The 21228-nt window shown below is 52.3% G+C and carries 19 protein-coding genes; 13 read left to right on the top strand and 6 right to left on the bottom strand.

What is annotated here, in order from left to right; genetic code table 11:
- Nucleotides 1–128 precede the first annotated feature (128 nt).
- From miaA to J9253_RS18785, 3 genes are read right to left on the bottom strand one after another with little or no spacing between them, the layout of a single operon-like run.
- On the bottom strand, nucleotides 129–1055 hold the full coding sequence (gene miaA, locus J9253_RS18775) for a tRNA (adenosine(37)-N6)-dimethylallyltransferase MiaA (RefSeq protein ID WP_210222375.1): 927 nt from the start codon (nucleotides 1053–1055) through the stop codon (nucleotides 129–131).
- On the bottom strand, nucleotides 1055–2920 hold the full coding sequence (gene mutL, locus J9253_RS18780; protein ID WP_210222376.1) for a DNA mismatch repair endonuclease MutL: 1866 nt from the start codon (nucleotides 2918–2920) through the stop codon (nucleotides 1055–1057). Before mutL ends, miaA begins: the two co-directional genes overlap by 1 nt.
- Nucleotides 2920–4821, bottom strand: coding sequence for a S1C family serine protease (locus J9253_RS18785; RefSeq protein ID WP_210222377.1), 1902 nt, complete (start codon nucleotides 4819–4821; stop codon nucleotides 2920–2922). The genes mutL and J9253_RS18785 overlap by 1 nt, the downstream gene beginning before the upstream one ends.
- Nucleotides 4822–5015: 194 nt before the next feature.
- On the opposite strand from J9253_RS18785, the gene ileS reads away from it, so the two are divergent.
- Together ileS and lspA are read left to right on the top strand one after the other, a co-directional pair.
- A complete protein-coding gene (ileS, locus tag J9253_RS18790) occupies nucleotides 5016–7835 on the top strand; it encodes an isoleucine--tRNA ligase (protein WP_210224670.1) in 2820 nt (939 codons plus the stop codon).
- Complete coding sequence (gene lspA / locus J9253_RS18795) at nucleotides 7828–8349, top strand: signal peptidase II (protein ID WP_210222378.1); 522 nt, start codon at nucleotides 7828–7830, stop codon at nucleotides 8347–8349. Before ileS ends, lspA begins: the two co-directional genes overlap by 8 nt.
- A 51-nt stretch (nucleotides 8350–8400) precedes the next feature.
- Here lspA and argH read toward each other — a convergent pair whose 3' ends face one another.
- Nucleotides 8401–9810: an argininosuccinate lyase gene (gene argH / locus J9253_RS18800; RefSeq protein WP_210222379.1), complete on the bottom strand. Its 1410-nt coding sequence runs from the start codon at nucleotides 9808–9810 to the stop codon at nucleotides 8401–8403.
- A gap of 247 nt (nucleotides 9811–10057) precedes the next feature.
- Between argH and J9253_RS18805 the strand changes: the two genes are divergently transcribed.
- Complete coding sequence (locus tag J9253_RS18805; protein ID WP_210222380.1) at nucleotides 10058–11101, top strand: sensor histidine kinase; 1044 nt, start codon at nucleotides 10058–10060, stop codon at nucleotides 11099–11101.
- A gap of 7 nt (nucleotides 11102–11108) precedes the next feature.
- Entirely contained in the window at nucleotides 11109–11855 is a 747-nt protein-coding gene (locus J9253_RS18810) for a LytR/AlgR family response regulator transcription factor (RefSeq protein ID WP_210222381.1), read from the top strand.
- Nucleotides 11856–11909: 54 nt separating this feature from the next.
- On the opposite strand, the gene J9253_RS18815 is transcribed toward J9253_RS18810, so the two are convergent.
- Complete coding sequence (locus tag J9253_RS18815) at nucleotides 11910–12395, bottom strand: thioredoxin family protein (protein WP_210222382.1); 486 nt, start codon at nucleotides 12393–12395, stop codon at nucleotides 11910–11912.
- 226 nt (nucleotides 12396–12621) lie between these two features.
- Here J9253_RS18815 and J9253_RS18820 point away from each other — a divergent pair, with 226 nt between their 5' ends.
- The 9 genes from J9253_RS18820 to J9253_RS18860 all read left to right on the top strand — a co-directional run bounded on the left by J9253_RS18820 (nucleotide 12622) and on the right by J9253_RS18860 (nucleotide 19601).
- On the top strand, nucleotides 12622–12972 hold the full coding sequence (locus tag J9253_RS18820) for an ATP synthase subunit I (protein ID WP_210222383.1): 351 nt from the start codon (nucleotides 12622–12624) through the stop codon (nucleotides 12970–12972).
- A gap of 41 nt (nucleotides 12973–13013) precedes the next feature.
- A complete protein-coding gene (gene atpB, locus J9253_RS18825) occupies nucleotides 13014–13868 on the top strand; it encodes a F0F1 ATP synthase subunit A (RefSeq protein ID WP_210222384.1) in 855 nt (284 codons plus the stop codon).
- A gap of 86 nt (nucleotides 13869–13954) precedes the next feature.
- Complete coding sequence (gene atpE / locus J9253_RS18830) at nucleotides 13955–14242, top strand: F0F1 ATP synthase subunit C (protein WP_028490448.1); 288 nt, start codon at nucleotides 13955–13957, stop codon at nucleotides 14240–14242.
- Nucleotides 14243–14285: 43 nt separating this feature from the next.
- Nucleotides 14286–14756 (top strand): F0F1 ATP synthase subunit B, encoded by a 471-nt coding sequence (locus J9253_RS18835; protein WP_028490449.1) that lies wholly within the window; start codon nucleotides 14286–14288, stop codon nucleotides 14754–14756.
- Nucleotides 14757–14767: 11 nt separating this feature from the next.
- Nucleotides 14768–15304, top strand: coding sequence for a F0F1 ATP synthase subunit delta (locus tag J9253_RS18840; RefSeq protein ID WP_210222385.1), 537 nt, complete (start codon nucleotides 14768–14770; stop codon nucleotides 15302–15304).
- 28 nt (nucleotides 15305–15332) lie between these two features.
- Nucleotides 15333–16874 (top strand): F0F1 ATP synthase subunit alpha, encoded by a 1542-nt coding sequence (atpA, locus tag J9253_RS18845; protein ID WP_210222386.1) that lies wholly within the window; start codon nucleotides 15333–15335, stop codon nucleotides 16872–16874.
- 15 nt (nucleotides 16875–16889) lie between these two features.
- Nucleotides 16890–17747 (top strand): F0F1 ATP synthase subunit gamma, encoded by an 858-nt coding sequence (atpG, locus tag J9253_RS18850; RefSeq protein WP_210222387.1) that lies wholly within the window; start codon nucleotides 16890–16892, stop codon nucleotides 17745–17747.
- Between the two features lie 39 nt (nucleotides 17748–17786).
- Nucleotides 17787–19163, top strand: coding sequence for a F0F1 ATP synthase subunit beta (gene atpD, locus J9253_RS18855; protein WP_210222388.1), 1377 nt, complete (start codon nucleotides 17787–17789; stop codon nucleotides 19161–19163).
- Nucleotides 19164–19175: 12 nt separating this feature from the next.
- Nucleotides 19176–19601, top strand: a complete 426-nt coding sequence (locus tag J9253_RS18860; protein WP_028490454.1) for a F0F1 ATP synthase subunit epsilon — start codon at nucleotides 19176–19178, stop codon at nucleotides 19599–19601.
- Nucleotides 19602–19652: 51 nt separating this feature from the next.
- Here the strand turns inward: J9253_RS18860 and J9253_RS18865 are convergent, their stop codons facing one another.
- Nucleotides 19653–21218 (bottom strand): ATP-binding protein, encoded by a 1566-nt coding sequence (locus J9253_RS18865; RefSeq protein WP_210222389.1) that lies wholly within the window; start codon nucleotides 21216–21218, stop codon nucleotides 19653–19655.
- Nucleotides 21219–21228 lie beyond the last annotated feature (10 nt).

Here is a 21228-nt window from a genome sequence, read left to right on the forward strand (position 1 = left end):
TGTGGTTGTTATGGTCTCACACCTAAAGCTAGGGGGGGGTCGTGAGCCAGTCGTTTGTTTCCTTCGACGCCTAAAAGCTTATCAGTTTTATCGTCTCGCAAGAATGCCAGTTTGTCGGACGTATCCGTTCATCCGCCAATAAACGCTGAGACGTTGCTGATGACCGATGAAAGGTTGAGTTCTTGGGGGTTATACAAAGACACATCCTTTTCCGAACGCAACCACGTCATTTGACGTTTAGCAAGCTGTCGTGTTGCGACAATAGCACGATCGCGCATTTGATTGTAGTCTATTTCATTAATTAAATAATCCCAAATTTGTCGGTAACCCACAGCCCGTATGGCGGGAAGGTGGGTGTCCAAGTCGCCGCGCACCAAGAGTTTGCGCACTTCGTCGACAACGCCCTGTTGTAACATTTGGTCAAAGCGTTGTACAAGACGGGCGTGTAACCAGCCGCGATCTTCAGGTATCAAGGCAATTTTTAATAGCTGATAGGGGCAGGCATCATGCCATTCAGCTTGCTGTAATTCGGTGAGTGATTGCCCCGTCAGCTCAAAAACTTCCAAAGCGCGTTGCAAGCGTTGGGGGTCATTGGGGTGAATGCGTTGCGCGGCTATTGGGTCAATGCTCGCCAGCCGGTCATGCAGTACTTGCCAGCCGTGGGTCGAGGCTTCGGCTTCCAGACGGGCACGAATGGCAGGGTCGGCTTGAGGCAAGGCTGATAGGCCGTATTCGAGGGCGCGGAAGTAGAGCATGGTGCCACCGACCAGCAAGGGGATTTTACCGTGTGCGGTAATATCAGCCATTTCGTGCAAAGCATCCTCCCTAAATTCAGCGGCGGAGTAGGGCTGCGACGGGTCAAGGAAGTCAATCAGTCGGTGCGGAGCTTCGGCCAATGTGGCCGCATCGGGTTTAGCGCTACCAATATCCAGCCCTTTGTAAACCAAGGCAGAATCGACGCTGATGATTTCAATCGGAAAGTGTTTGCGTAGCTCAACCGCAAGATCCGTCTTACCCGTTCCGGTCGGCCCCATGATGAAAATGGCTTTGCTCATCACCTTCCTCTCAGGAACAGTTTGTCGATTTGGTCGAGTGACATGTGTGTCCAAGTGGGTCGTCCATGATTGCATTGTCCGCTGCGTTCGGTGCGTTCCATATCACGTAACAGGGCGTTCATTTCGGTGATACTGAGTTTGCGGTTGGCGCGTACTGAGCCGTGGCAAGCCATGGTTGCGAGGATTTCATTCATGGCATTCTGGATGCGGTTGCTTTCGCCATAGGTAATCAGGTCGGCGAGCACGTCGCGTACCAGTGCTTCAGTATCCGACTCTTTCAGCAGGCTGGGAACAGCACGAATGGTGAGTTTTTCCAACCCTAAACGATCCAGCTCAAAGCCGAGGGCGCGGAAGGTGTCGGCATGTTGCTCAGCGTGATCCGCTTCCTTTTTGCTCACATTCAGGCTGCCGGGAACCAGCAGTGGCTGCGAGCGGATGGCGTCTTGTGCCATGCTTTGCTTGAGGTATTCGTAGGTAATGCGTTCGTGGGCGGCGTGCATATCCACCACGACCAGCCCAGTCGCGTTTTGCGCAAGGATGTAAACGCCATGCAATTGGGCAATAGCGAAGCCTAGCGGCGGCATGTCCTCGCTATCTGGTGTATTCACAGGTAGGTCGGGCTTCAGCTCCCTCGCTTCTGCCTCTTCCTTGGGTAATACCACCGGCTGATACAACTGCTGGTAAGCCGCCATCTGTTCGCGTACCGGCATCTGCAAACGCGGCTGATACTGCGCCTGATAAACTGGACGCCGCTCTTCACCTCCCCCTTTGAAAAAGGGGGATTGAGGGGGATTTTCTTCCGGCGAAGCAGGAGGTTCGTGTGTTTGCACCGGAAGCTGCGTCGGCGCACCCGCCTCATCCCCCGGTCGAATATCCGCCAATGCCTGATGCAGCGTGCGAAACAGAAAATCATGTACCAGCCGTCCTTCCCGAAAACGTACTTCCTGCTTGGTGGGGTGTGCATTCACATCCACCAGTTGCGGGTTTAGTTCCAGAAACAGCACGAAAGCGGGGTGTCGCCCGTGGTACATCACATCCTGATAGGCTTGTTTCACTGCGTGGCTAATCAGTTTGTCACGCACATTGCGGCTATTCACGTAAAAATATTGCAGGTCTGCTTGCGAGCGTGAAAAGGTCGGTAAGCCTACCCAGCCCCAGAGTCGTAATCCAGCGGCTTCGTAATCCAGGTACAGGCTTTGCTCGACGAAAGCACTGCCACAGATTTCAGCTACACGCCGTTCTGCGCCGCTACGGTCATCGACCGGCCGCAGGCGCAGGGTATTTTTCTGGTTGTGGTTCAGCTCAAAACCCACGTCGAAGCGGCTCAGCGCCAGTTTGCGTACCATGTCTTCGATGTGCCCGAATTCGGTCTTTTCGGTTTTGAGGAATTTACGGCGGGCGGGAATGTTGAAAAACAGGTCGACGACATCCACGGTCGTGCCCGTTGCGTGGGCGACGGGTTCTGGTTCGTCGAAAATTTCTTGTCCATCGCCAAACAGTTTCCAGCCTTGCTGGGCTTCACTGTGGCGGGAGCTGAGAATAAGGCGCGATACCGAGGCGATACTGGGCAAGGCTTCCCCCCGGAAACCGAGGCTGCGTACTTGTTCCAGATCGTCAAGGCTGGCGATTTTGCTGGTAGCGTGACGGCTCAGGGCGAGGGCTAATTCGGCTTGGGGAATGCCGCCGCCATTATCGCGAATGCGAATGCGTTTGCCGCCACCTTGCTCAATATCGATCTCGATGCGGGTTGACCCGGCATCGAGCGCGTTTTCCAGCAACTCCTTGACCACCGACGCAGGGCGTTCAACCACTTCGCCTGCTGCGATCTGGTTGATAAGGTGGGCAGGAAGCTGGCGGATGGGCATCAGGGGTGTGAGCCTCCGACTGCCGGAGCAGATTCTGTGGTCACTGGGGGCGCTGCGACGACAGGGGCTGTTGCTGCCGGTGTCGGCGCTGGTACTGGCGCTGGTGCTGGAGCAGTTTCGACGGCGACCGTTGGCACGGGTGTTGGTGTGGCGACGACGGGAGCTGCAACAACCGGGGCGGTGGGAGCGGCAGGTGCTACGGCGCTGCTGGGTGCTGCTGGTGTGTTTGGCTGGTCAAGCGCAAGCGCTTGCAGGTCTTTTGAGCGGTCAGCATTGACGCCGTATTGCGCCAGAATTTGTGGCTGGCGGGCAATAGCTTCTTTGCGGTCAATCACCAGTTGGTAATCATCAGCCGCTTGCAGGGTGATGAAGTCGCTGGTGGATGCTTGAACTTTTTGATAGAAATCACGGAAGTTGTGGATGCTTTCGCCGTTAACCTTTTCGATCAGTAAATCGTTGTCGTGATGGTAGTCCTTATTAATGTCGGCAGGCAGCACCTTAGTCATGATGACCGCTTCGCTGCGGGTTTCATCCGGTGATTCGTAGGTGAGTGCGCCGATACGGGCTGGCGTGCCATCCATACCGTCGATCACGTCCTGATTCAAGGGCATGAATACCAGCCCACCAAAAATGAAGTAAGTGGGTTGCTTGTCGTATTGGTTGGGCTTGACCAGCAGGTATTCCTTGCCGGGTTTATCCAGATGCAAAGACACTTCCTGTGGCTGAGCATTGCGGATGATCTTGAATTTGATGTTTTCACCGATCTGGTGCATGTCGATGTAATGGGTGTGGTCAATGAATTCGCCGGGGCGGAATTCCACCGTGCCATTATTCTCGATTTTATGACCATCAATCTCGGTCACAATGTCGCCGACTTGAATTTTGCCATCGGCCGGGGAGTTTTTGTAAACCTTGTGTACCAACATGCCGGTTTGGTCATCCGTCAGGCCATATTTGTGGCGCATGGCGGGGTTTTCCATCGACTGGGTGAGGAAGCCGTGGAAGCCGTAACCGTCGATTTTGCCGTCTGTGGCGTCATTCAGAAAGTGACGGATAATCGGGGTAGGGATCATGTAACCGATATTATCAGTGAGGAAGCCAGATTGCATGGCAACCCCCACTACCTTGCCGCCAGAAATGACCGGGCCGCCGCTGTTGCCGAAGTTGATGGCAGCATCGACTTGTGCGGCAATCAGGTTTTCGCCGGTATGGACGTAATTTTGTTTTTCGATGCGTGAAACCACGCCGCGTGTGACGCTTAAGGTGTTGCCGCCAATCGGGAAGCCGTAGACTTCTACTGGCTGTTGCATTTTAGGCAGGTCGCTTAGTTCCAACGGGGTGACATCTTTATAAGCGTTAACGTCTTTGGTGCGCAGCAGAGCAAGGTCGGACTCGTGGGAAATGTAGACGACTTCTGCCTCATAGCGTTTGGTTTCGCCGTGGCGTTGGACTTCCAGAAACGTCGAGTCAGCCGCCACGTGGGCATTGGTCAGGATCAGGTTGCCCGCAATGATCAAGCCAGACCCTGAACCTTTCTGAGAATCAGAGTTCCAAGGAGACATGGTTTCGTAAGTGTGCTGCACAATATAAACTTTGACGACAGCATCCTTGATTTTTTCACGCGGGTCATTGGCGTTCTGAGGGGCTGCTGTTGGTGGCGCGGCTAGCGCGATTTCGTCAGCAGCAATGGACGCTTCCACCGAGGCGGCCGCGCCGAGTGTTGTTGTTGCTGCTGCTGTTGGTGGGACTACGTGGCTTTGTGGAGCCACCTTGCCATCAGTCACTGGTGTTGCAGGTTGCGCAACTGGTGGTGGATTAATGCTGATTTCAGCCAGCAGGTTAGGTGAACTGGCAAGGCCAAGGCACAATAACGTGCTGGTAATAATGGTTGTTTTTTGCATTTTAAAAGTCCCGTTTGAAATAATAATAACAGCCCTGAGAGCGATGCAGAAATAATTAAGGGACTATAGCGTATCCATCGGTCGAGTGAAAACACTTTAATCTGACGGTAATCTATCGGTTTTTAAGGTAAAACTTGGTATTCTTCGGCACTTATGGCACAGCGCAAGCCCCAAGACGACTATAGGATCGAATGATGACGGACTACAAGCACACCCTCAACCTGCCGAACACGCCGTTTCCCATGCGCGGCGATCTGGCGAAACGTGAACCGGGGATGTTGGCGAGCTGGGAAAACCAGCAGCTTTATCAGCAATTACGTGCAAAAGCACAAGGTCGCCCCAAGTTCATTCTGCACGATGGCCCGCCATATGCGAACGGCAATATTCATATCGGTCACGCCGTCAACAAGGTGCTCAAAGACATTATTGTAAAAAGCAAAACCCTGAGCGGTTTTGATGCGCCTTATGTGCCGGGTTGGGACTGCCACGGTCTGCCAATCGAATTAAAAGTAGAGGAAAAACTCGGTAAGGCGGGTGATAAGGTCGATGCGTTTGTGTTCCGCAAAGCGTGCCGTGAGTACGCTGCCGAACAGGTCGACCTGCAACGCAAGGATTTCAAGCGTCTGGGCGTGTTGGGTGATTGGGAAAACCCTTACCTGACCATGGATTTTCAGACCGAAGCCGATATTGTGCGTGCCTTGGGGCGTATCGCCGCCAATGGGCACTTGCACAAGGGCGCAAAGCCGGTGCATTGGTGTACCGATTGTGGCTCGGCGTTGGCTGAGGCGGAAGTGGAATACGCTGATAAAACGTCCTTCTCCATTGATGTGCGTTTTACGGTGGTGGATGAAGCCGAATGGTTGAAGCGTGTGCCGGAAGCAGCGGGGCAGGGTGAGCTTGCCGTGGTGATCTGGACGACTACGCCGTGGACGTTGCCTGCCAACCAAGCCGTTGCCCTAAACCCGGAACTGGAATACGTGGTGGTGCAAACGGCCAGCGAACGTTTGGTGTTGGCAGAGGCTTTGCACGAATCGGTCATGAAACGTGTCGACATCAGCGACTACCGCATCCTTGCGCGTTGCACGGGTGACAAGCTGGAAGGTTTGCTGTTGCAACATCCGTTCTATGCGCGTCATGTGCCGGTGATTCTGGGGGATCATGTAACAACTGAAGCCGGTACAGGTGCTGTGCATACCGCGCCGGGGCATGGTCAGGAAGACTTTGTGGTCGGGCAAAAATACGGCCTAGCGGTGGATAACCCGGTGGGGAGTGATGGCTGTTTCCTGCCGAATACCGAGTTATTTGCGGGCGAATCTGTCCACAAGGCTAACCCGCATGTGCTGGAAGTGCTGACTGAGCACGGCAAGCTGTTGAAGGCCAACAAGTTGCGCCACAGCTATCCGCATTGCTGGCGGCATAAGACCCCGCTGATTTTCCGTGCAACGCCGCAGTGGTTCATCAGTCTTGAGCAGAATGGTTTGCGCACTAAAGCGCTGGAAGCCATTCAGGGCGTGCAGTGGGTTCCCGATTGGGGCAAGGCTCGGATCGAGAGCATGGTGCAAAACCGCCCGGATTGGTGCATCTCGCGCCAACGTAACTGGGGTGTGCCGATTGCGTTGTTCATCCACAAGGAAACCGGGGCGTTACACCCGCAAACAGAAGCGCTGATCGAGGCGGTGGCACAGCGTATTGAGCGGGAAGGTGTTGATGCCTGGTTCCGCCTGACGCCGGTTGACTTGCTGGGTAAGGATGCGGCTAATTACGACAAGGTTGGCGACACGCTGGACGTGTGGTTCGACTCGGGTGTGACCCATGCGTCGGTGTTGGAGCGTCGTGCGGATTTGCGCTTCCCGGCGGATGTGTATTTGGAAGGTTCTGACCAGCATCGTGGCTGGTTCCAGTCATCGCTATTGTCGGCGATCGGCACACGCGGGGTTGCACCTTATCGCACAGTGTTGACCCACGGTTTCACGGTGGATGGCAAGGGCGAGAAAATGTCCAAGTCCAAGGGCAATATCGTTGCACCACAAAAAGTGACCGATTCCTTGGGGGCTGACATCCTGCGTTTGTGGGTGGCTTCGACGGATTACAGCCGTGAAATGTCGGTTTCGGATGAAATCCTCAAACGCACCGCCGATGCTTATCGCCGTATTCGCAATACCGCGCGTTTCTTGTTGGCAAACCTGAATGATTTTGACCCGGCAACGGATTTGGTTCCCGCATCTGAGATGTTGCCGTTGGATCGTTGGGCGGTGGATCAGGCTGCGCAAGTACAAGACAAGGTGTTGGCTGCTTATGGTCATTTTCATTTCCACCTGATTGCGCAGGAAGTGCTTAACTTCTGTACCGTAGAATTGGGTAGCTTGTTCCTTGATATTACCAAAGACCGTCAGTACACCATGCAAGCGGGCAGTCAGGGGCGGCGTTCCGCGCAAACCGCTGCATGGCACATTTTGAATGCGATGGTGCGCTGGTTGTATCCGGTGCTGAGCTTTACCGCCGAGGAAATCTGGCAGGCCATGCCGGGTAAGAAGCCAGAAGAATATGTGCTGTTTACCCAGTGGTATGAAGGTTTATTCCGGTTGGATGCAACGGATAAATTGTCCGCTGGTGAGTGGAGCTATGTATTTACCTTGCGCGAACTGGTCAGCAAGCAACTTGAAGAAGTGCGGGTGGCAGGTAAGATCGGTGCGAGTCTGGATGCGGCAGTGGATATTTACTACCGCAAGGATAGCCGCGAACCCGGTACTGATCCGCTGGTAAAGCTGGGTGATGAATTACGTTTTGTGCTGATTACGTCGGGTGTGCAGTTGCACGATCTGGCGGGTGTGCCGGATGACGCAGTAGAGGTGATGGAGCAGGTGTTTGTGCGTGTCACCCGTTCCGAACACGGCAAGTGTACCCGTTGCTGGCATCACCGTGAGGATGTGGGCAACCATGCGCAACACCCCGAATTGTGCGGGCGTTGTATCGACAATATCGAAGGTGCGGGTGAGGTGCGCGAGTATGCGTAGTTTTCGTTCTCTTTCCGCCGAGACGGGGATGCTGGGTTGGTTGTGGGTCTCCGCCGTGGTGATTGCGCTTGACCAGTTGACCAAGTGGATGGCGGAAGCCAGTTTGGAGCCGGGGCAGCCGTATGCAGTGGTTCCGCACTTGGACATGACCTTGAGTTATAACTTTGGCGCAGCCTTCAGCTTTTTGGGTGATCAGGATGGCTGGCAACGCTGGTTTTTTGCGGGCTTGGCTGTCATTGTGTGCGGTTTTATTATTAACTGGATGCGCAAGCTGAAAAAGCGTCAGGTCTGGGCGGCTTTGGGCTTGGCCTTGGTACTGGGCGGGGCGATTGGTAATCTGATTGACCGCGTGCTGTATGGCAAGGTCATCGACTTTGTGTCGGTTTACTTTGATATTCCGTTCGTGATGGAAAACTACCATTTCGCCATTTTTAATGTGGCGGACATGGCGATTACCGGCGGGGCAGTCCTGCTGGTCTTCCTGAGTTTGTTTACGTCTGATCTTGAGCCCTGATTAAGAGATGACCATGATGGTGATGATCTGCCATCATGGTCGTTTCTCATCTTATGACGCAGCGTTCAGAAGGCTGCGTGCCATTTGAACCTGCTGCTTCACCTGTTCCGGTGCCGTGCCTCCCAAGTGGTTGCGTGCTGCGACTGAGCCTTCTAGCGTCAATACCTCAAACACATCTTGGTCGATGCTGCTGGAAAATGACTGTAACTCTTCCAGGCGCATTTCGCTGAGGTCTCGCCCCGTTTCCACGCCGAGTGCAACCGCTTTGCCAACAACTTCGTGGGCATCGCGGAACGGCAAGCCTTTGCGTACCAAATAATCCGCCAGATCGGTGGCGGTGGAAAAACCTTGCATGGCGGCTTTGCGCATTTTTTCCGGTTTGGGCTGGACGTGCGGCATCATGTCGGCAAATGCCCGCAAACTGCCGAGCAGGGTGTCTACGGTGTCAAATAGCGGTTCCTTGTCTTCCTGATTGTCCTTGTTGTAAGCCAGTGGCTGGCCTTTCATCAGGGTCAACAGGGCGAACAGATGACCGAATACTCGCCCACTTTTGCCGCGTACCAGTTCGGGTACGTCCGGGTTTTTTTTCTGCGGCATAATGGAGGAGCCGGTGCAGAAGCGGTCTGGCAGGCGGATAAAGTCAAATTGTGCGGAAGTCCACAACACCAGTTCTTCTGAAAAGCGCGACAGGTGCATCATGATGAGCGCCGCTGCTGACGTGAATTCAATGGCGAAATCCCTGTCGCTGACAGCATCCAGTGAATTACGCGCGGGGTGATCAAAGCCGAGTAATTCAGCGGTGTACTGGCGGTCGATAGGGTAGGTTGTGCCCGCCAGTGCTGCCGCACCCAAAGGCATAACATTGATACGCTTGCGGCAATCCTGCAAACGCTCGAAGTCGCGTTGCAGCATTTCAAACCATGCGAGCATGTGATGCCCGAACGTTATCGGCTGGGCAACTTGTAAGTGTGTGAAACCTGGCAGGATAGTGTCAGCTTCGCGTGCCGCCAATTCAACCAGTGCGTGTTGTAAACGACGTAGTTCGTGGCTAATACCGTCTACTTGATCACGTAGCCACAGACGTATGTCGGTGGCAACCTGATCATTACGTGAACGACCAGTGTGGAGTTTTTTGCCAGCAATGCCGATACGGTCGGTCAGGCGGGCTTCGATGTTCATGTGGACATCTTCCAACGAAATTTGCCACTTTAATTCGCCTTTTTCGATGGACTGCTCGATTTCGTCCAGTCCACTCAGGATTTGTTCAACTTCAATGGTGTTTAATAAGCCTGTTTTCTCCAACATGCGGGCATGGGCACGTGATCCCTGGATGTCGTGCCGATACAGGCGTTGATCAAACAGGATGGATGCGGTGAATTCTTCGACAAATGCGTCGGTGGATTCGCTAAAACGTCCGCCCCAAGGTTTATCCTTGGCGCTATCTGGTTGCTGTTGGCTCATGGGTTAATGTTGAATTTTCATCAGGTTGCTAAAAGGAGTTGCCAAACATTATCACATTGTGGAAGAATAAAAAAACGCAATTCTCAATGCTGTATACATGCAACTGTAGTTGCCAATAGTATACAAGGAAATGCTCAGCCTGCTATGTCAGGTCAGGGAATTATAAAAAATATAAACATACAACTGGGTCGGAATAGAACGTTGCAACAGGTTTGTTGTGCGTCGTATTACCGACTGAGAGCAAAAAATGCCGTCACTCAATGGAAAAACCTTAAGTTATTTGCCCAATCTCTGTATGCCGCAGGCGCTGTTGCGTGCTGTGCTGGCTGCTGAGTTACTGGCAATGATACTGGCGTTGGTAGTGGCAACCGATTTGCGGGATTTCTTTGTCAATCTTGGGCTGCACTCGCTGTTTGTGTTGTGGGTGACGCTGGCCTCCATTTTTACCCTGTGTTTTATTAGCCGCTTTCTGAGCAAGCCATCGGTATTTCAGGCATCTGCGATTGTATTTGGAACGGTTGCCAGTTTTACCCTAGTCGCCTCCATTCTGGGGTTGTTGATGTCGGCTGGCGGTGAATGGGTCAGTGATGTGCTTACCAGTGCCTTGTTCATTTTCAAGAATCTGGTCATCAGCCTGGTCATTACGCTGGTGTTGCTGCGGTATTTTTATATCCACGGGCAGTGGGAAGAGACCGTCGAGGCAGACTCGGCTGCCAAGTACGATGCGCTGCAAGCGCGCATGCGTCCGCATTTTCTGTTCAATAGTCTGAATACCATTGCACATCTGGTGCATATCGATGCCAATAAGGCTGAAGAAGCGTTACTGGATTTAGCCGATATTATGCGTCTTACCCTTGATAAGCGGTCACGTATCAGCCTGAAAGAGGAGTTGAACCTGACCTTGGCGTATTTGCGTATGGAAGGCTTACGTTTGGGTGCAAAACGTTTGAACGTTAAGCTCGACATGGATCAGAACAGCCTGCCGTTGGATATGGAGATCCCGCCTTTTCTGTTGCAGCCGCTGGTGGAAAATGCTGTCTACCATGGTATCCAGCCGCGTCAGGATGGTGGCTTGTTAACTGTTAGTCTGTATGACGCGGGTGATCGGCTGGATGTCACGGTGACGAACCCTCTGCCCCCTTCGGGCATGAGCACCCATACCAAGGGCAATCATATTGCTCAGGAAAATATGGTGAACCGCTTGCATCTTGCTTATGGCGACCGTGCCAACCTGAAAATCCAGAAGAGCGTACAACAATACAGGGTCTCGTTTTCCATCCCCAAGGAGTAGAAGAATTATGACATTGAAAATTTTAATCGTAGACGACGAGGAATATGCCCGCGCCCGTATCAAGGGGTTGCTGGCAAGCCAGGTCGATTACGGCGTTTGTGCAGAAGCCGAAAACGGGGTGGATGCAGTGCTGATGACAGAACGTTATCAGCCGGACATTGTGCTGATGGACATTTCTATGCCGGGTATGGACGGCTTAGAAGCGGCACGGCACATTTCGGGCATGGATAGCCCACCAGCCGTCATATTCACCACAGCGTATGGAGAATATGCTTTAGAAGCCTTTTCAACAAAAGCAACAGGGTATCTTATGAAGCCTATTAGACAAGAACAATTATTACAAAGTCTGGAACAAGCCCGCTCATTGAACCGTGCACAACGTATGGAGGCGCTGGAAAACCGTGAAGGGCGCAACATGTTGTCACGCAAACACATTTGTGCGCGGATGCGTGGCAACCTTGAGTTGATTCCAATCGAAGATGTGGTGTATTTCCAAGCCGACCAGAAATATGTGACGGTGCGCCACAAGAAGGGTGAGGTCATTATTGAAGAGTCGCTGAAGTCTCTGGAAACCGATTTGGCTGATCGCTTTATCCGCATTCATCGCAATGCGTTGGTCTCTAAAACTGCGATTGCTGGTTTGTCCAAATCGTCGGTCGGGCGTACCCAGATTGTGCTGGATAACGTCAAGGACCAACTGGAAGTCAGCCGCCGCCATTTGGCGGAAGTGCGTCGGTTCGTGCGTAACCGTTAATTTATTACTGTTCGTTTCTCCTGTTTAGGGGCGTGAGTATTCGCGCCCCTTTTTTTATTTCACTGCCTGTTGTGCGGCGTCGATAGCGTTCTCCAGATACGCGCCATAAAAATCAGGGCTGTTGTAGCCCAGCAAGCGTTCTGCGATTTCTTCCCCTTGTGCATTCAAAAACACCAGCGTAGGGGTGAGCGATACTTTATGGCGAGCCGCAAATTCATCCACATCAATCTTGTCGCCGTTAAAATCAATCACACTCGCCTCATCCCCCATGTCGAAACTACGGATCAGAATACGCGAGTCATATTTGCCGCTGGTGATCATCGGTTGCAGGTATTCGGCTTCCAGCCGTTTGCAGAATCCACAGTAGTCAGCACGAAATGCCAACAGTAGCGGCAGCTTCTTGTTCTGCATTTCTTGTTGCAATGCACGAAAATCATGTGCATCCTGTAGGCTCTCTGCGGCAAATCCGGTGTGGGTTAGCGTGCTCAGTAGTAATAAGCCAAGTAGTGCGATGGTGGTCAGTGGTTGATTTATTTGCATAAAATTATCCTCCTTTGGGATAAAGCCCCGGTTATTCTCTGGCTTTATAGACAAAATATAGGTGATTTTGTTGTGGCGGGATATACCAAAAGGGATATATAATGTCTGCCTGTTTCCTAATGGGTCAGGGTTAGCCCGAGTAGTTGACCGTATATTAGTATCTATTTATACTCCATCGGGATTTCAGAGAGAGGAGGTTATGCTTAAACCTTCTCCAGAGGAGCAGATGCGAAGCATACTTATTATTCAATTCATCCTAGTGCTGGCTGGTGTAGCAGTATCATTATGGCATCAGGGTGAAGCAGCATTGTTGCCTGCCTGTTATGGCGGGGCGATTGCACTCGCGAACACTTTATTGCTGTCCCGCCGTGTGGCACAAGCCGGAGAGATAGCGAAAACCAGTCCACAGCAGAGCGTGAATGCTTTGTATTTTGGTGTGGTACAACGATTTGTATTTGTGTTGGTTGCGCTAGGGTTCGGTTTGGGCTATCTAAAGTTATCCCCTGTTCCTTTATTGGGTACGTTTATGGTCGCGCAACTGGCCTACATGCTGATGGGAACCCGCCAAGTCGGGTGATGTCAGCAAAACAGTTTTTAACTTTGTGTACGGAGTGAATTGTGAGCGAATCTAACGCGCCAGCAATATCAAGTCCTGTTGAGTACATCCAGCACCATCTGACCAACTGGAGCGTTGGCGTTGAACACGGTGAGCAAGTCAAGATCGTTGACTTCAGCGTATTTCACGTCGATGTTTTTTTGTTCAGTGTGCTACTCGCAGGTTTGCTTGCTTTTTTTGCCTGGAAAATCGGCAAAAACTTGAATCCTGATAAACCTACCGGGGCGCAAAACGTCGCGGAGACCATTGTTGAGTTCGTCAATCAACAAGTGAAAGACATTTTCCCGAATGCGGATGGCTTGATCGGCCCGCTGGCAATTACCATCTTTATGTGGGTTCTACTGATGAACTCAATGGACTTCTTGCCAGTAGACTTGTTGCCTGCACTGTTCGGCGGTGTTGCTGGCTTGTTTGGGGCTGATCCGCACCATGTTTACCTGAAAGTGGTACCAACCACGAACCTCGATACCACATTCGGTTTGGCTCTATCCGTATTCGCCCTGATTATTTTCTACAATATCAAGCACAAGGGTGTGTGGGGTTACGTCAAGCAATTCCTGTTCCACCCGTTTGGGCCTTACCTGATGCCAGTCAACATCGTGATGACGGCGATTGAAGAGGTTGCAAAACCTGTCAGTCTCGGCCTGCGTTTGTTCGGAAACATGTTCGCCGGTGAATTACTGTTCCTGTTGATCGCATTGCTGGCGTTCTCTGTTTGGGCAATGCCTGCACAGATTGCACTGGGTACGCTGTGGGCAATTTTCCACATGCTGGTTGTGCCATTGCAAGCCTTTATCTTTATGCTGTTGACCATCGTATATCTGGGATTGGCTAGCCAAAGCGCCGAAGACCATTAATAGATGCAGGGGCGACCATCGGTCGCCCCATGAAATGATTTTTTAGTTTTATTTTTTGATTTTTAACTTTTCTTGGAGACTTCACAATGGATGCAAATGCAATTGCAATGATCTATTCCTACACGGCTGTAGGCGTTGGTATTATCTTGGCGGCTGCTGGTCTGGGTTCCGCACTGGGCTGGGGTATGATCTGTTCCAAATTTATCGAAGGCATTGCTCGCCAACCTGAAATGCGCGCGCAATTGACTGGTCAGATGCTGTTTACCGGTGGTCTGATGGAAGCATTCCCAATGATCGTTCTGGGTATCTCTATGTGGTTCATCTTTGCCAACCCGTTCATTGGCGCTGCCAAAGCTGCAATGGGTGCTGGTTAATTCCCCGATTGTTAAACGTTGTTACTAACATTCGGAGGTTAACATGAACGTAACTGCAACCCTGATTGGTCAGATGATCGTCTTTTCGATCCTTGTCTGGTTCGTCAAGAGCGTATTGTGGGAACCGATGCTGAAAGTGCTGGAAGACCGTAAAGGGCGTATTGCCGATGGTCTTGCCGCTGCCGAAAAAGGCAAGCACGAAGAGGAATTGGCTCGCAAGCACGCTTTGGATGAGCTGAAAAAAGCTAAAGCCGAAGCTGCCGAAATCGTTGCACAAGGCCAAAAGCGTGCAGCGGAAATCGTTGACGAAGCCAAGAATGCTGCTATCGAAGAAGCAGGCCGCGTGAAAGTCGCAGCCCAAGCGGACATCGAACAGGAGGTTTCCCGTGCGCGTGAAACGCTGCGTACTCAAGTTTCTGCTTTGGCAGTAGCGGGTGCGGAGAAAATTCTTGGTAAGGAAATTGATGCCAAAGCTCACGCTAAAGCATTGGATGAACTGGCTGCGCAAATTTAAGGTGGTGAACCATGTCTGATTTGACAACCGCTGCCCGTCCTTACGCCCGAGCGGTGTTTGAGATGGCGCAGGAAGCCGGAAAGCTGACCGAATGGTCTGCTCAACTGGCAGCCATGTCTGCGGTCGTCGCGGCTGAAGGTTCATCTGCCTTGTTGGCTCATCCTCGCATGACCAAAGAACAGAAAGCGGACGTATTCGGTGAGATTGCAGGTGATGCACTCGACGACCAAGGCCGCAATCTGCTCAAGGCACTGGCAGAGAATGACCGTTTTACCTTGCTACCTGACATTACTACCCTCTTCGAGCAAATGAAGGCGGAAGCAGAAGGTGCAATTGAGGCGGAAATCATTTCTGCACAGGAAATGAGCGATGACCAGCAGCAGACCATTGCTGCGGCACTCCAAAAACGCTTGGGACGTGAGATTAAGCTCGTCACTAAAGTTGACCCAACCCTGATGGGTGGTGCGGTAATTCGCGCGGGTGACTTGGTGATTGACGGCTCAATCCAGAGCAGGCTGAAAGATATGAAGGCGGCGTTGGGGCGCTAAGCCCAGCCGATATATTGAGGAATAGCATATGCAACTTAACCCAACTGAAATCAGTGACCTGATCAAAAAGCGCATTAGCAGCTTTGAGTCCGGTGCTGAAGCTCGCACTGAGGGTACGGTTGTCTCCGTTACGGATGGTATCGTCCGCCTTCACGGGCTTGGCGATGTAATGTCTGGCGAGATGATCGAATTCTCCAACGGCTCTTACGGTCTGGCTTTGAACCTAGAGCGTGATTCCGTCGGTGCGGTTGTCCTTGGTGATTACAAAGGTATCACTGAAGGCGACACCGTAAAATGTACTGGTCGTATTCTGGAAGTGCCACACGGTCGTGGTTTGCTGGGTCGCGTCGTTGACGCACTGGGCAACCCAATTGACGGTAAAGGCCCGGTAGAAAACGACGGTTACGCCCCAATTGAGCGCATGGCGCCGGGCGTTATTGAACGTAAATCGGTTGACCAGCCGCTGCAAACCGGTGTGAAAGCACTGGATGCGATGGTACCCATCGGTCGTGGTCAGCGCGAACTGATCATCGGTGACCGCCAAACCGGTAAAACGGCGGTAGCAGTCGATGCGATCATCAACCAAAAAGGCAAAAACGTGAAATGCGTTTACGTCGCGGTTGGTCAAAAAGCATCTTCCGTTGCCAACGTAGTACGCAAACTCGAAGAGTACGGCGCACTGGAATACACTGTTATCGTGGCTGCAACAGCGGCTGATCCGGCTTCCATGCAATACCTCGCGCCTTACGCGGGTTGCACCATGGGTGAATACTTCCGTGACCGTGGCGAAGACGCTTTGATTGTATACGACGATTTGACCAAGCAGGCTTGGGCTTACCGTCAAGTTTCCCTGTTGCTGCGCCGCCCACCGGGTCGTGAAGCGTATCCAGGGGACGTTTTCTACCTGCATTCCCGTTTGCTGGAACGCGCTTCCCGCGTTAATAAAGAATACGTTGAAGAATTCACTAAAGGTGAAGTGAAAGGCCAAACCGGTTCATTGACCGCACTGCCGATCATCGAAACCCAAGGTGGTGACGTTTCTGCCTTCGTTCCGACCAACGTTATCTCGATCACTGATGGTCAGATCTTCTTGGAAAGTGACCTGTTCAACGCGGGCATCCGTCCTGCGATCAACGCAGGTCTGTCAGTATCCCGCGTAGGCGGTGCTGCACAAACCAAGATCATCAAGAAACTCGGTGGTGGTGTACGTTTGGCGCTGGCGCAGTACCGTGAATTGGCAGCGTTCTCACAGTTCGCATCCGACCTCGACGAAGGCACTCGTAAGTCTTTGGATCGTGGTAAGCGCGTTACTGAACTGATGAAACAGCCACAATTCTCCCCGCTGTCTGTAGCAGAAATGGCTTTCTCCTTGTTTGCCGCCAACGAGGGTTTCCTCGATGACGTCGACGCGAACAAGATCGTGGATTTTGAAGCAGCCATGCTGAGCTATCTGCGTACTTCCGAGAAGGAACTGCTGGACAAGATCAACGAGAAAGGTGATTTCAACGACGAGATTGCAGGTGCGATGAAAACCGCGCTGGAAACTTTCAAGTCTAAAAACACTTGGTAATGGGAGGTTAATCCTATGGCAGGTGGTAAAGAAATACTAAGCCAGATCAAGAGCATTAGTAATACCAAGAAGATCACAAAAGCAATGGAGATGGTTGCTGCATCCAAAATGCGCCGTGCGCAAGACCGGATGAAAGCTAGTCGTCCCTATGCTGACAAAATGCGCCAAGTGGTAGGTCACGTGGCGAATGGTCATCTTGAGTACAAGCATCCTTATACCCAAGAACGCGAAACCGTGAAACGGGTTGGCTACATCATCATGTCCTCTGACCGGGGCTTGTGTGGTGGTTTGAACGTCAACTTGTTCAAGCAAGCGTTACGTAGCATTGCGGACTGGAGGAAAGAGGATGTCGAAGTCGACATCTGCGTCTTTGGTGCCAAAGCTGCGGCGGCGTTTCGTCGTTACGGGATTGTTGCCCAGAAAACCCACATGGGCGATGCCCCAAAAGTGGCGGACATGATTGGCACCATCAAGGTGATGTTGGATGCTTACGAGGAAGGCCGAATTGATCGCCTTTTCCTGGTCGAGAATGAATTCGTCAACAGCATGACGCAAAAACCGCAGGTGACACAGCTCATCCCGGTGGTTGCTGCATCGGTGGATTCAATCAAGCACCATTGGGACTATCTCTACGAACCTGAGTCGAAAGAAGTCATTGATGCGTTGATGCAGCGTTACATTGAATCACTCATTTACCAAGGCGCGGTTGAAAACGTGGCTTGCGAGATGGCAGCACGGATGGTCGCCATGAAGAGCGCCTCCGACAATGCCGGAACCATGATTGATGATTTGAAGCTCATCTACAACAAGGCGCGTCAGGCGGCAATCACTCAGGAAATTTCCGAGATTGTTGCGGGTGCTTCAGCGGTCTAAGGCTGTTACGGATTTTAAATTTTAGTGAGGTACTGAATAATGAGTACTGGAAACATCGTTCAAGTCATCGGCGCGGTTGTTGACGTGGAATTCCCACGCAGCGCTGTGCCAGCGGTCTACGATGCGTTAACAGTAGCCGACCAGGGTCTGACCCTGGAAGTCCAGCAGCAGTTGGGTGACGGCATTGTACGCACTATCGCGATGGGTACGTCTGACGGCGTAAAACGCGGTATGCAAGTGGTGAATACAGGTGCACCAATCTCTGTTCCAGTCGGAACAGGGACATTGGGGCGCGTAATGAACGTTTTGGGCGAAGCGATTGATAACGCTGGCGACATCGTTCACGACAAGAAAATGCCAATCCACCGTGCGCCTCCGGCGTATGATGAATTGTCATCCGGTATCGACATTCTGGAAACAGGCATCAAGGTTATCGACCTGATCATGCCTATCGCCAAGGGTGGTAAAATCGGTCTGTTCGGTGGTGCGGGTGTAGGTAAAACCGTAACGCTGATGGAGTTGATCAACAACATCGCAAAACAGCACAGTGGTCTGTCTGTATTCGCCGGTGTTGGTGAGCGTACTCGTGAAGGTAACGACTTCTACCACGAAATGACAGAAGGCGGCGTTATCGACAAGGTAGCACTGGTTTACGGTCAGATGAATGAACCACCCGGCAACCGTCTGCGCGTCGCGTTGACTGGTCTGACCATGGCGGAACATTTCCGTGACGAAGGCCGTGACGTTCTGATGTTCGTTGATAACATCTACCGTTACACACTGGCGGGTACGGAAGTATCAGCACTGTTGGGTCGTATGCCGTCAGCGGTAGGTTATCAGCCAACACTGGCGGAAGAAATGGGCGCACTGCAAGAGCGTATCACTTCCACCAAAACTGGCTCTATCACTTCATTCCAGGCCGTTTACGTTCCTGCGGATGACTTGACTGACCCATCCCCAGCAACGACCTTCGCCCACTTGGATGCGACACTGGTATTGTCACGTAATATCGCGGAACTGGGTATTTACCCTGCGGTTGACCCGTTGGATTCCACGTCGCGTCAGCTTGACCCGCTGGTTGTTGGCCAAGAGCACTACAGCATTGCGCGTGGCGTTCAAGGCATCCTGCAACGTTACAAAGAACTCAAGGACATCATCGCGATCCTGGGTATGGACGAACTCTCTGACGAAGACAAACAAGTCGTCGGTCGTGCGCGTCGTATCCAACGCTTCCTGTCCCAGCCGTTTTTCGTAGCGGAAGTGTTCACGGGTTCACCGGGTAAATACGTTACCCTGAAAGACACGTTGAGCAGCTTCAAGGCGATCCTTAACGGTGAATACGACCATTTGCCAGAACAGGCATTCTACATGGTTGGTGGCATCGACGAAGTGATCGAGAAAGCTACGAAGCTCTGATAGGAGGGCATCATGGCGATGACATTTCATTTGGATGTGGTGACAGCAGAACAGTCCCTGTTCTCTGGCACTGTCGAAGAAGTGATTGCACCGGGTGCAATGGGTGACTTAGGCATTATGCCGCGTCACTCGCAGTTGATTTCCAAGCTGCGTGCAGGCGAATTACAGTACAAAACCGAAGACGGGATGGCATCGCTGTTCGTCTCTGGCGGTGTACTGGAAGTTCAGCCACACGTCGTGACAGTATTGGCTGACACCGGGATGCGTGCGGAAGACCTCGACGAGGCCGCCGCCCGCGAAGCGATGAAGCAAGCCCAAGACGCGCTGCAAGGCAAAGACCCGGAAGACCTCGACTATGAGGCGATCCAGTCCGAGCTAGAAGCGGCGAAGGCGCAGATCGAAATGCTGCACCGGATCGGTAAAGCTCGCGGTCACTGAGTTTCGACGAGTCCGCAAAAAACCAAAAAGGCTCCTTCGGGAGCCTTTTTGCTATGAGCAATCCTCTTCCCACTCAAACCGCACAAAATTCCGTACCTCGGCACTGAACTCCATCCCCACCAAAAAGATGCGGTGCTGCCCATCGCGATACGGCGCGGCGTAATCCTTTTCCTTGATCTGGCGCATGGCGCTGCCGTCACCTTCCGTACCCTTCACCATTTTGAATTCAAAGATAATCACCTGTTTTTGCCCATCCGGTAGCGTAAAACGCAGGGCCATATCCACCCGCCCCTTGCTGCTGCTTTCTTCCGCACGTGTTTCCAGACTCAGGGAACACAAAAACGCATACATCACTGAAGCGTAATAGCCCTCGTATGCTGCCAGCGTATTTTTGGTATGGTTCTGATGCGCGATACCGTCAAACAATGCCCGGAAACGCCGTTCCAGCGCCGCAAAATCATTCGCAAGGAAAGCATCATAAACCGAGCCGCGTTCATGCCGTTCATCCGTCAAATAGTGTTCCAGCAAATAACTCATCAGGCTATAACGCACTTCATTATTCGGGTAACTCAAGGTGTATTCCGGCAAGCCACCCACAAACGGCAACTTTTTATCCTTGATGGTCAAATAGCCCGTCTGGAACAACAGCGTTTCCAAGTGAATCCGCTCGATATCAAAATCCCCCAACGCCTTGTAATCCATGCGTACCGCTTCAAGGTCGGGCAGGTGGAACGGGCGTTTGCGCAAAATATCCACCAAGAACGACGGCGTAGCGGTTTCAAACCAATAGGGCAGGAACTCTTTCCCGCCATCAATAAACAGCAGCATATCAAACGGGTTATAAACACTCTCGCCCAGCCAGTTATAGCCGTTGTACCAGCGTTGCACTAGCGGCATATCCGCCCCTTGCAAGTGTTCACCAAAATGCCGCTCCAGCTCGGTCTGGGTGTAACCGCATAAGGCACTGTAACGCACATCTAGCGTAATATCATTGAGGTTATTCAAGCCACTGAACAGCGACACCTTGGAAAATTTGCTCACCCCGGTGAGGAAGGCGAAGCGGATATTGGCATCCTGCCCCTTGATTACCGAGTACAGGTTGCGCAAGCCATTGCGCATTTCCGCCGCAATCGCAGGCTTGGTGATGTTGTCGAGAAGCGGCTTGTCGTATTCATCCACCAGCACCACTACATTGCGCCCGTACTTGGCTTTGGCATTGCGGATCAGCTCACCAAAGCAAGCTGCGGAATCTTCCTTGTGACGGCAACTGACACCGAGTTGCTCCTGATTCAACTCCAGAATTTGTTGGATACGCCGCTCCAGTGCCTCCCGGCTTTCCAGCACACCTCCGGCAAAGCTGATGGAAATTACCGGGTATTGCACCGCCCAATCCCAATGCGGGTGGATGTGCAAACCCCGGAACAAGGCTTCATTGCCCGCAAACAACTGGTGCAAGGTATCCACCAGTAAGGACTTACCAAAGCGGCGCGGACGCGAGAGGAAGTAATAGCTACCGTTAGTGACCAACTCATGGACATAGGCGGTTTTGTCCACGTACACACAATCATCCGCCATGATTTTTGCCAGTGTACTAACGCCGATGGGTAACTTTTTCATGTGCCGAAAC

This window comes from Thiothrix litoralis, assembly GCF_017901135.1.
Classification (GTDB): domain Bacteria; phylum Pseudomonadota; class Gammaproteobacteria; order Thiotrichales; family Thiotrichaceae; genus Thiothrix; species Thiothrix litoralis.